Consider the following 11637-nt stretch of genomic DNA (forward strand, 5'->3'; position numbering starts at 1 on the left):
ATTACAGCCACAACTAATAAAATCACGGCAAAGTCTTTAGATAACCCTGCAACACCACCAAACCCTAATAGACTGGCAATGAGTGCAATCACTGCAAAAATTATTGCCCAACGGAACATATGCTGTCCTCCTTATTTTTCATTGTGTTTTTACTATATAGCGTGTTTTTTACACGGAATGTGTCGTTTATGTGGTTGAAATGTATATTAAACAATCATTTTGTGATGCTAAAAATACGGTTTCTTTCCTTAAGCAGAGATTACTTCAATGCTATAATCTGAGTTTGCTTTATGTATATAGCTGTTAAAACCTATGTCTACCGAGACCTCACTTCGTCCATTGTTTTGGAAAAATTATACGCTTGAGCAGCTTACACAGCCTGAGTGGGAAGCTTTGTGTGATGGGTGTGGTTTATGTTGTCTGGTCAAGCTAGAAGATGAAGATACACATGAAGTAGCTTACACCAAGGTAGCGTGTAAATTGCTGGATTGCTCTACCGGACGTTGTTCAGACTATTCAAATCGTCAGCAGCAAGTTCCTGACTGTTTACAGTTGACGCCGGAAAGTTTAAAAACTATACACTGGTTACCATCGAGCTGTGCCTATAAACGGTTGAATGAAGGCAAGAATTTACCTTCTTGGCACTATTTAAATACGGGTACGAGACAAAGCGTAGTTAAGGCGAAAAAGTCGGTTGCAGGACGATGTATTCCTGAAACTGATGTACATGAAGATGACCTAGAAGATTATGTGGTGCGTTGGGTGCGTTAATACGCTCCCGATGGGCATTTTTAATTACAGCGTATAATAAAGTAACATTTTAATCGTAAATTTTTTAACTATCTCCGTTATATAAAAAATAAAAGAGAAGGAGATAAAAATGATGAAACGACTAGCAGCCCCCTTATTATGTAGTAGCTTTTTCTTTTTAATGGCCTGCGGGTCTAACAATACTAATTCAAAAAGTCCTGAACAAAATACAACTGCAAAAACAGAGCAAACTAGTGGTGCCAAACAAGTTTATCAGGTCGAGACAGTCGCACATTTTAATGAGCCTTGGGCAATTACCACTTTGCCGGACCAACGTTTATTAGTCACTGAACGGCAAGGTAAATTAAAAATTTTTAATCCCCAAAATAAACAAGTACAAGATGTTCAAGGTGTTCCAGTGGTGAACTATGGTGGCCAAGGTGGTTTAGGAGATGTCGCTTTGCATCCAGATTTTGCCAAAAATCACTGGATATATCTCAGTTATGCGGCCAAAGGGCAGGGTGGATCTGGTGCGGTGATTTCACGTGCAAAATTAGATTTATCTAACCCTAATCAGCCAAAACTTAACCATATAAAACAGATTTGGCAGCAAGTACCTAAAGTTTCAGGACAGGGCCATTATGGGCATCGTATGCTTTTTGGTGCAGATGGTAAGCTTTGGGTCAGTTCAGGTGAGCGCCAAAAGTTTGACCCTGCCCAAGACATGAAAAGTAATTTGGGTAAAATTCTACGTTTAAATGATGACGGTTCAGCAGCTGTAGGTAACCCTTTTTATAAGCAAGGCGGTGTTACTGCTGAAATATGGTCACTTGGACACCGTAATCCCTTAGGCATGGCCTTTGACCGCCAAGGACAGCTATGGGTGGTTGAGATGGGGCCTAAAGGTGGTGATGAGCTTAATATTATTACCAAAGGTGAAAACTATGGTTATCCGGTTGTTTCAAATGGCGACCATTATTCAGGTCAGCCTATTCCAGATCATAACACTCGTCCAGAGTTTAAAGCACCCGAGATAGACTGGACTCCTGTAATTTCCCCGTCGAGCTTGATTATTTATCGCGGGCAACAATTTCCGGCATGGCAAAATAAAGCCTTAATTGGTGGGTTGTCTTCACAAGCCATTATAGTTGTAGATTTAGAGCATAAGCCCGTAAAAGAAGTGCAAAGACTAGAGATGAAGCAACGTATTCGTGGGTTACATGAAGCACAAGACGGTTCAATTTGGGTAATTGAGGATGGCCCCAATGCTCGCTTACTCAAGCTGAGTAAGAAACTCTCTTAAGGCCTTGAGTTAGCCTGTAAATAAAGGATGGGTCTCATAGATTCAAATTGTAGATTTCTGTGAGACACAATAGACTATAGTGAAAAGACGATAAAGCTATTTGAGATGTCAGACACCCATATTCCACTTCCTGAACGCCTGCGCCCGAGAGACTTGTCTGAAATTATTGGGCAAGATCATTTGTTAGGTGAACATGCACCCTTACGTCAAATGATTGATCAGGGACATTTGCCTTCTATTATTTTTTGGGGGCCTCCAGGCGTCGGTAAAACGACAATTGCTTTGCTTTTGGCTCAGGCAATAGATCGTCCGTTTGTGAGCTTATCTGCGCTGAATACGGGCGTAAAAGAATTACGTGAAGTGATTGCAGAAAGTGGTGATTTACTAACACCTGTAGTTTTTATTGACGAAATCCATCGCTTTAATAAATCACAGCAAGATGCATTATTAGGTGCCGTAGAAAAAGGTAAAATCACCTTAATAGGTGCGACCACTGAAAACCCGTCTTTTGAAGTCAATAGTGCGCTTTTATCGCGCTGTCAGGTTTATACTTTAAACAGTTTAGACAGTGAAGCAATTCAGACCTTACTCAACAACGCACTTCAAGCAGATAAATTCTTAAAAGATCGCTATATTCACATTGAAGAGTACGATGCTCTTTTACAGTTTGCGGCAGGTGATGCCCGTAAAGCACTTAATTTACTAGACTTAATTGCAAGTACATTTGAGCCAGAAGTTGAAAATACCATTACCAATGCAGTGGTTGTAAAAGTCGCTCAGCAAAATATTGCGCGTTATGACAAATCGGGTGAACAGCATTACGACCTCGTTTCTGCTTTTATTAAATCGATTCGTGGTAGTGATCCAGATGCAGCTTTGTACTGGATGGCGCGGATGCTTAAAGGCGGGGAAGATCCGGTTTTTATTGCAAGACGTATGTTGATTGCTGCCTCAGAAGATATTGGGAACTCGAATCCAAATGCACTATTGCTTGCAGGTGAATGTTTCCGTTCTGTACAGGCGGTGGGTATGCCTGAGGCGCGAATTATTTTGGGTCAAACTGCGGTTTACCTAGCAACCAGCGCAAAAAGTAATAGTACTTACCTCGCGATTAATAAGGCCTTAGAACTTGCTGAGAAAACGGCAAATTTACCAGTGCCTTTACACTTGAGAAATGCACCGACCAAACTGATGAAACAGCAAGGTTATGGAATTAATTATCTCTATCCTCATGACTACCCAGAGCACTTTGTGCTGCAAGACTACTTACCACCTGAGTTGAAGGGAACCAAACTCTACGAGTCTGCAAGAAACAAGCGTGAGGTTGAAGGCGAGCGCTTACAGCAACGCAGATGGCAACAGGAGCAATAGTTCTCTATTGCTTCTTGCTATTCCAATTCTTCAGTGACCTGACCGTAAATCAGTAGGGTAAACACACCTGTACCACCAATAATATTTCCAATGGTAGTTGGAATCAGGAAATTAAACAGATATTCACCAATAGAAGCCTCTCCTTGCCAGACCAGATAGGACATTTCGGTAGAACCAACCACAACGTGGGTAAAGTCGCCTAGCCCTATTAGATAAGTCATGAAAAAGATGACTAGGAATTTATTGCTGACTGAAGGCAGCATCCACACCAATGCGGCAATTAAAAGTCCCGACATAACCCCTTTAAGCAGGTTCTGGATTGCAGAAAAAGATGCAACATGATGCGCCAGCTCATCTAGTGCTTTATCAATGTCTGGAGTAAACAGGTCTGTGGTCAGGAAAAATAAACTCGCCAAAGCTGTTCCAATGATATTGCATAGAATCACAATTCCCCATAAACGCCCCACAGCTCGTAATTTGTCCAAACTAAAAGGCTTAAATAAGGGCACAACTGTAGTAATGGTATTTTCGGTAAAAAGTTGCATGTGGCCCAAAATAGCAATCAGGAACCCAATGGTATAACCAAAATTGGTGATTAAATCGGTCCAGATGGCATCAGTTGGGATATAAGAAGCAATAATCGCTTTAAATACAAATGAGAAGCTAATGACCAAACCAGCAGCAATTCCTGAAAAGATCAGTGCAGCTGTTGGGCGATCCAGTTCTTCCGCACCATCACGGCGGATAATTTCATAGACTAAACGGGGTGACAGTTTCTCGTGTTCTTCTACTGCCATTTTTTCACGCCAGCTTAAGGTTTGCTCGACCTTTTTTTCCTCTATTTCATGATCCATCAGATTTGCTCCTCACTGAATAAATATTTTTTACTTATTATTTTTATTCATTGTTAAGGCAGCATTCGGGATAAATCCAGTTTATTCCTACCAGCTTTATGTGTCTTTTTATAAATTGAAGAGTACGGCAGTAAGCAAAATAATATACGGATGAACGTAATTAACCAGATAAGACCATTAAGTATAAAAAGAGATTAAGAGTATCGTATGGCAAGACTATTTACCGCCTGAATGAAAGGCGAGCGATCTCTATAAACTAGTTAGGTTTGAGATTGAGCGCTTACAGCAACGCAGAGAATTAAAGTAATGTATATGTTCTCAATGTACGTATAAGCTTCATATAGTCACCTTGAGAAGCTTCAGAAATAACGGTTTCTACTTCAGCTTGGCTCCAACCTTGTTTCAAAGCAGAGTCGCTAAAATTAGATAAAATCACTAATGGGTTTTCACCAAAATGTATCGAGTGATTCATTAATTTCTTTTCAGGCTTAAATAGTTTCATTGGATTCACCATACTTTAAATTTAATTATTGTGATGCAATTAATGTTTTTTTAGATTTTAGTGCTTTGTTTTTAGATTGTGCAAGTCATAATTTAATTAAATATACAAATCTGTCTACTTTCCTTAAATTCTTGGGTGCTGGAAATAAAAAAACCGAGCTGAAATGCCCGGTTTTTTTAATGAAGCTGACGAATTAGATGTCAGATAAATCTACGCCTAAACGAGCAGCAACTTCTTCATAAGCTTCAACAACACCGCCTAAACCTTGACGGAAACGGTCTTTGTCGAGTTTCTTCTTAGTGTCTTTATCCCATAAACGGCAACCGTCTGGAGAGAATTCATCACCAAGTACGATACGGTCATGGAAAACACCAAATTCAAGTTTGAAGTCCACCAAAATCATGTTGCCTTCAGCAAATAATGCTTTTAATACATCATTTACTTTATAAGTTAACACTTTCATTTGTTCTAACTGTTCAGCAGTCGCCCAACCTAAAGCAATCGCTTGAGATTCGTTAACCATTGGATCGCCTAGGCCATCATCTTTGTAGAACAATTCAAATGTAGGAGGAGTAAGCTCTTTACCTTCTTCTACACCTAAACGACGGCATAAAGAACCAGCTGCGTAGTTACGGATTACACATTCAACAGGAATCATTTGAAGTTTTTTAACAAGAACTTCAGTTGGAGAAAGCAATTTTTCAAAATGCGTTTCGATACCCGCTTCAGCAAGCTTTTCCATGATGAAGGCGTTAAAACGGTTGTTCACCTTGCCTTTACGATCTAGTTGTTCGATTTTTTCGCCATTGAACGCAGAGGCATCATCACGAAAGACTAAAATCAGATGGTCGGCATTGTCTGTTTCATATACAGATTTTGCTTTACCAGTATAGAGCAAGGTTTGTTTTAACATGAGGGAACCTTTTAAAAAAAAATGCCTAGTAAACGACTAGGCTGGCCAATTTTGGTAAATCTGGTTTAACACTTCCGCAGCAACATCAGGGCTTGCAAAAGTGTTGTCTGGATTAAAGAGAGCAAGGCTATGACTAGAGCCAACACCAGTCAGTTTAAGCACATAAGTTTTGTCATTTACTTTGATCGTCGCTTGATTACTGCCTTGAGCGATAACATTGTAATTTAACGTGCTTAAGGTTGCTTTGGTGTATTGCCAAATCTCCGCAGTACTTCCATCAATTTTTAACAGTGGATTCTTATTACCATCCGTTACAAGTTGAGGGCGACTAAGCGCGCTACCTGATTGAGCAGATGTATCTGCTGTATCAGCTTGGGTTTGTTCAGGACGTGGCAATGCAAAACGGTTGCCACGTTTGTTTTCAAACTTCGGCGCATGATCGATAGCGAGCTGGTCTACTGTTGGTGCAGGATACAAAGGAGTCGCTGGTCGTACAGTTGCATCGGCAGGGTACTCAAGCGGGGCGAGTTGCTTTGCTTTTTTATAATCTAAAGAGTGATTATTGAGTGCGAAGCGACCACAGCCAGCTAAACTTAAGGCTGAAACTGCAAGGACTAAACCAAGACGTAATTGCATCATAAATTGCTCTTATTAAATAATTCCCGCATCTTTTAGGGCATTGCGGAGAGGTTCGCGATATTGCTCAGCGAGAGGAGTGAGTGGTAAACGAATACCAGTATCAATCAGTCCCATCTCATGTAGTGCCCATTTCACAGGAATTGGGTTTGATTCGCAAAATAGAATATTGTGTAAATTTGCAATCTTATTGTTAAGCGTCTTCGCTTGTGGCTCATCTTTAGCAATTGCAACCGCGCATACTTCACTCATTGCCTTAGGTGCAATATTTGCAGTAACCGAGATATTACCGTCTGCGCCAAGAAGCATAAGTTCCCATGCAGTTTCATCGTCACCTGAGTAAACAGCCATTTTGCCGTTTAAAGCTTCAATTAAGGCTTTACCACGAGGTACGTCACCTGTAGCGTCTTTAATACCCACAATGTTAGGAATCTCTGCTAAACGTACTGCTGTATCATTTGACAAGTCTACGCCTGTACGACCAGGTACGTTATAGAGAATAAGAGGTAATTCAACAGCTTCAGCAACTGCCTTGTAGTGCTGGTAAAGGCCTTCTTGGGTTGGTTTGTTATAGTATGGCGTTACAAGTAAAGCTGCATCAGCACCGAGGTCTTTAGCAGCTTTAGTTAATTCGATTGCTTCACGGGTTGAGTTTGCACCAGTACCGGCAATAATTGGAATACGTTTATTGGCTACACGAATAATTTCTTTAATAACCTGTGTGTGCTCTTCCATGCTCAATGTTGAGGCTTCGCCGGTTGTACCGACGGCTACAATACTGTTTGTACCTTGTTCTATGTGCCACTCAACCAGCTTCTCAAGACCCTTCCAATCTACACCGCCATCTTTCAACATGGGAGTGACAATTGCGACGATTGAGCCTTGAATGGTCTGTGCTTGCTGAGTCATTTTAAAAAATATCCTATTTATCCATCCGAATCTGAGGTAAGAAAAACAAAATGTGGGATGGTTGCAGTATTTTGATTGTCCAGTTCTAACAATAACAGATTGTTGAATGACAATTATGCAAATTATGACTGATCAGACGCATAAGAACAATATGCTTAACTGATAAACCCTATGTAAACTTGAGTGAAACATAGAATGCCAATTTGATCATTTCAAGTAAAAGACAGTAAAGATGACAATATGGTGCAATTCTTCCAGTTTCTACTTAACACAGTCTTTTTTATGGCAAGATAAAATGCATATTTCTCCCGAATGGGACTTAAGATGGCATGAAAATGAATAAACAACCACAAAATGCGGCTTTAGTCGTAGTTGATGTACAAAATGGTTTTACGCCAGGTGGTAACCTAGCAGTTGCCGACGCCGATACAATTATTCCAACTATTAACCAATTGGCGGGTTGTTTTGAAAATGTAATTCTTACACAAGACTGGCATCCAGATAATCATATTTCTTTTGCAGCTAACCACTCGGGTAAGCAGCCATTTGAAACCATTGAACTTGACTATGGACCGCAAGTGCTTTGGCCTAAGCATTGTGTACAAGGCACGCATGATGCCGAGTTTCATCCAGATTTAAATATCCCGTCAGCTCAACTGATTATCCGAAAAGGTTTTCATGCGCATATTGATAGTTACTCGGCTTTTGTGGAAGCAGACCACACCACCATGACGGGTTTAACGGGTTACTTAAAAGAGCGCGGCATTGATACGGTTTATGTGGTCGGTATAGCTACAGACTTTTGTGTCGCATGGACTGCTTTAGATGCCATTCAACTCGGCTTTAAAACTTTAGTGATTGAAGATGCTTGTAAGGGTATTAATCTGAACGGCTCTTTAGAACAGGCATGGCAAGCGATGCAGCAACAGGGTGTTGTCCGTATTCAATCGACTGATTTGTTGAGTGAATGTTAGAGAGAGTGCTCATGTTGTTTGGGCTTTAATTGCGATTTGATATGGATGAACAGCATGTCTGCATTATTACGTTTTACTCAATTTGTTCAGAAAACGTTTGCTTTATGGGTCATCGTTTTTGCGGCTCTAGCGCTATGGCAACCTGAGTTTTTTGTCTGGCTTAAAGCGTACATCCCATGGATCTTAGGGATTATTATGCTCGGTATGGGAATGACCATGACCGTTGATGACTTTAAAGGGGTATTGCAAAGCCCTAAAGCCGTCTTAATTGGGGTGGTTGCCCAGTTTGTGGTGATGCCTGGTTTAGCATATGTTCTATGTAAATTATTTAATTTACCGCCTGAAATTGCAGTCGGCGTTATTTTGGTAGGTTGTTGCCCAGGCGGAACAGCTTCAAACGTAATTACCTATATGGCTAAAGGCAATGTGGCTTTATCGGTCGCCTGTACATCGGTATCAACACTCTTGGCTCCTGTGCTAACTCCTGCGATTTTCTATCTACTTGCCAGTCAATGGTTAAAGATTGACGCGGCTTCGATGTTTATTTCGATTTTGCAGGTTGTACTACTTCCGATTGTGATTGGGCTGATTTTACGAACTTGGCTTAAACGTCAGGTTGAATCCTATATTCAAGTCATGCCATTAGTTTCAGTGATTGCAATTGTTGCGATTGTGGCAGCCATTATTGGTGGCAGTAAAGCAGCTATTTTTCAATCGGGTTTGCTCATTTTGGCGGTAGTGATATTACATAATGGGTTGGGTTATTTATTAGGTTTTACCGCAGCGCGTTTCTTCAAATTGCCTTATGCAGACAGTAAAGCAATTGCGGTAGAAGTAGGAATGCAAAACTCAGGCTTAGGTGTGGCGCTTGCAGCAGTGCATTTTGCGGCTTCTCCGATTACAGCAGTACCGAGTGCTATTTTCAGTCTTTGGCATAATATTTCGGGCCCGGCGCTTGCAACTTATTGGGCAAGTAAACACAAATAGGAATAACTGTATACAACACACATTAAAAAAAGGCCAAACGAATAGTTTGGCCTTTTTATTTAAAGAATATTTTAGGGAGAGCTGAATTTAGAACTGGTATGTCTTTTGCTTTGAATTGATGCACTAAAAATAACGTGAATATCAATATAAATCGCAAAGAAAAAAATAAGGCTTTTTTTGATGAACCAGATTTTTAAATTATTTATACCCATGCTTTCTAGCAATTTAATTGTAGTTTTAAGTGGATTGGTTGATATTGCGTATGTAGGGCATTTTAGCAATGACCATGTCGCCGCATTATCGGTAACCTTATCTTTATATACAGTGATTTATGTCATTGGGATGGGGATTCTGCAAGGTGTGATACTCAAGCTTTCAGAAGCATATGGTTGCCATGATTTATCGCGTATACGTCAGATTTTTATTCAAGGCATTTGGCTAATGTTATGTTCGGCATTGATCAGTATTGGCCTGCTTTACGTATTCCGTGATTTACCAAAATTATTTGGTGCATCTGAACATGTCGTTTCAATTACTAAAAACTGTATTTGGGCTTTGGTATTTATTTTACCTGCGCATTTACTGATGCGTTTATTTACAGCTTTGTCTCAGGTCACTGAAAATGCGCACAAGGTTTTATTATCAGATAGTCTTTTCTTCATTCTTAAAATTATTTTGTCTTATCTTTTAATTTATGGTGTTGCTTCATTTTCAATTCCGCCACTCGGTGCGATAGGAGCTTTATTAGCCACTATTATTGTTCGGTGGTTTATGTTGGCTATTTATTACCTGTTTTTCTTGGAGAAAGGATACATCTTTATTGAACATCCAGAGCGGTCAGTTGAAGATAACCGGCAAAGTCTGCGTATGATTCTAAAAATAGGGATACCTACCGCGATCATGGCGTTGATGGATGTTGTTGCATTTTGTTCGGTTGCTATTTTAATTTTGCCTTTCGGGAGTGTGGTGTCTGCAGCCCATCAAATTGTCGCAAGCACGGGCGGCTTCATGTTTATTTTTCCTTCCTCAATTGCCTCGGCTTATAGCATTTTGGTGTCGAGGTCTATGGGCAGCGGGAACATGGACGAAGCAAACAAAATTGCCAGACAAAGTATATGGGTAATTATGGCAGTGAGTGGCAGTCTGTCCCTGTGTTTATGGTTGGAACGGGACTTGATTGTCACGTTCTATTCAGATGATTTGGCTGTACAGATTTTGGCAGCATCACTGCTGTTGATTGTCTGCATGTCTCATTTTCTAGATGGCTTAATGTCTTTACTAACCTCTTTGCTGCGTTGTTGGGATGTGTCGATTTTACCCATGCTGATTTTTTTAGTCGTGGTGCTATTTTTCGGATTGGGTGGTGGTTGGTGGATGGCTTATAAAGGGCTGCACTGGGGGAGTCACTCGATTTCTGCAATGGGAATTTATGGTTTTTGGAGTATGGCAGTCATAAGCTATTTAGTAGCTTGTGTATTGAGTGCTTTCTGTTTCCGTTTTAGAAAGCAATTAAGAGGTTTTTGATTAGGTAAATCAACACAACCTTAAAGAGGATGTGTTGCTAACCATTCTTCAATCTCATTTTCAGAAATTACTTTAAAGCCATGGCGCTGTAACAGTGCTGTGGTAATCCCCACACCTGTAATTCTCTCACCTTGAAAAGTACCGTTATAAATTTTTTGGCTACCGCAAGACGGACTATTTTCTTTTAAAACCACGCAAGTTGCTTGTATTTGCCGTGCAATTTCTAAAGTACGGTAGGCGCCTTTTAAATATAGCTCGGTTACATCTAAACCAGATGAATCCGCGATTTTTGCCTTGCCATCAAGTACATCTTGACCTGTTCCTCCCACAATTTCTGCGGGTAGACGAGGGGTGCTAAATCCACCTAATAACTCTGGGCAAAGTGCATGGGCTTTTTTATTTAAAAATAACTGCTGAAGCGTAGTGTGCAAGCAAGAGCGCCCATCGTAGCGTACAGGCTCCCCAATTAAACAGGCACTGATTAAAAGCATGGGTTTTCCGTCATTAGAACTTTAAAAGCCATGTGAGTGTACCCAATGATTTATAAAATATGAAATCTAAAACAAGTACAAACAAATGGCGTAATTTGATTAATAAATTACACAATTCATAATTAAATTATGTATTGCATAATTTAATTGTTTTTAGTAGCATCTGTTTTAAGGTAAATGGCCATTGGAGGACCAACAAGGATGTTGGCCTCCATAAATCTAGGAATGACTTTAGGAAAAGACGATTTTTAAAGGTTTATTGAAAAATCTCAATCGTACTTTTAGATAAGAAAGGACAGTGTATATGGAAAATAAACACCATATAGAAGGGAAATTAATCATCGGCTTTGCGCTCACTCAATCTTCGTTTTAGTTATTGGTTTTTTTCTCATAGGATGCGTTGGGCTAAGGCATTTGACGGTT

At 40.1% G+C, this 11637-nt stretch carries 13 protein-coding genes; 6 read left to right on the forward strand and 7 right to left on the reverse strand.

All coding sequences use genetic code 11. The annotated features are described in order from the left end of the window. Window positions 1–119: DUF1328 domain-containing protein (locus J582_RS12920; RefSeq protein WP_032048039.1), on the reverse strand; the 119-nt coding region annotated here is incomplete at its 3' end. A 193-nt stretch (window positions 120–312) separates the two neighbouring features. Between J582_RS12920 and J582_RS12925 the strand changes: the two genes are divergently transcribed. From J582_RS12925 to J582_RS12935, 3 genes are all read left to right on the forward strand, one after another. After that, the gene (locus J582_RS12925; protein WP_006581539.1) at window positions 313–771 is read left to right on the forward strand and encodes a YcgN family cysteine cluster protein; all 459 of its coding nucleotides are present in this window, start codon (window positions 313–315) and stop codon (window positions 769–771) included. Window positions 772–880: 109 nt separating this feature from the next. Beyond that, complete coding sequence (locus J582_RS12930; RefSeq protein WP_032048040.1) at window positions 881–2053, forward strand: PQQ-dependent sugar dehydrogenase; 1173 nt, start codon at window positions 881–883, stop codon at window positions 2051–2053. Between the two features lie 105 nt (window positions 2054–2158). Next, window positions 2159–3424: a replication-associated recombination protein A gene (locus J582_RS12935; RefSeq protein WP_009504337.1), complete on the forward strand. Its 1266-nt coding sequence runs from the start codon at window positions 2159–2161 to the stop codon at window positions 3422–3424. Between the two features lie 17 nt (window positions 3425–3441). Here J582_RS12935 and J582_RS12940 read toward each other — a convergent pair whose 3' ends face one another. From J582_RS12940 to dapA, 5 genes are all read right to left on the reverse strand, one after another. Next, on the reverse strand, window positions 3442–4278 hold the full coding sequence (locus tag J582_RS12940) for a formate/nitrite transporter family protein (RefSeq protein ID WP_004711340.1): 837 nt from the start codon (window positions 4276–4278) through the stop codon (window positions 3442–3444). Window positions 4279–4576: 298 nt separating this feature from the next. Next, entirely contained in the window at window positions 4577–4780 is a 204-nt protein-coding gene (locus tag J582_RS12945) for a hypothetical protein (RefSeq protein WP_002053827.1), read from the reverse strand. A gap of 193 nt (window positions 4781–4973) precedes the next feature. Beyond that, window positions 4974–5693 carry a phosphoribosylaminoimidazolesuccinocarboxamide synthase gene (purC, locus tag J582_RS12950; protein ID WP_000917863.1) on the reverse strand — a complete coding sequence of 240 codons (720 nt, stop codon included), beginning with the start codon at window positions 5691–5693 and terminating at the stop codon, window positions 4974–4976. A 36-nt stretch (window positions 5694–5729) separates the two neighbouring features. After that, window positions 5730–6329 carry a hypothetical protein gene (locus J582_RS12955; protein WP_002053789.1) on the reverse strand — a complete coding sequence of 200 codons (600 nt, stop codon included), beginning with the start codon at window positions 6327–6329 and terminating at the stop codon, window positions 5730–5732. Window positions 6330–6344: 15 nt separating this feature from the next. Next, window positions 6345–7238: a 4-hydroxy-tetrahydrodipicolinate synthase gene (gene dapA / locus J582_RS12960; RefSeq protein ID WP_002054045.1), complete on the reverse strand. Its 894-nt coding sequence runs from the start codon at window positions 7236–7238 to the stop codon at window positions 6345–6347. A gap of 329 nt (window positions 7239–7567) precedes the next feature. On the opposite strand from dapA, the gene pncA reads away from it, so the two are divergent. The 3 genes from pncA to J582_RS12975 all read left to right on the forward strand — a co-directional run bounded on the left by pncA (window position 7568) and on the right by J582_RS12975 (window position 10723). Next, the gene (gene pncA / locus J582_RS12965) at window positions 7568–8212 is read left to right on the forward strand and encodes a bifunctional nicotinamidase/pyrazinamidase (protein ID WP_017393104.1); all 645 of its coding nucleotides are present in this window, start codon (window positions 7568–7570) and stop codon (window positions 8210–8212) included. 54 nt (window positions 8213–8266) lie between these two features. After that, on the forward strand, window positions 8267–9199 hold the full coding sequence (locus J582_RS12970; protein WP_031982748.1) for a bile acid:sodium symporter family protein: 933 nt from the start codon (window positions 8267–8269) through the stop codon (window positions 9197–9199). A 180-nt stretch (window positions 9200–9379) separates the two neighbouring features. Continuing rightward, window positions 9380–10723 carry an MATE family efflux transporter gene (locus tag J582_RS12975; RefSeq protein WP_031982750.1) on the forward strand — a complete coding sequence of 448 codons (1344 nt, stop codon included), beginning with the start codon at window positions 9380–9382 and terminating at the stop codon, window positions 10721–10723. Between the two features lie 20 nt (window positions 10724–10743). Here the strand turns inward: J582_RS12975 and J582_RS12980 are convergent, their stop codons facing one another. Then, entirely contained in the window at window positions 10744–11214 is a 471-nt protein-coding gene (locus J582_RS12980; protein WP_000924621.1) for a DUF523 domain-containing protein, read from the reverse strand. Window positions 11215–11637: the final 423 nt, after the last annotated feature.

Origin of the sequence: Acinetobacter sp. 1566109, assembly GCF_000582255.1 — a bacterium.
GTDB lineage: Bacteria > Pseudomonadota > Gammaproteobacteria > Pseudomonadales > Moraxellaceae > Acinetobacter > Acinetobacter nosocomialis.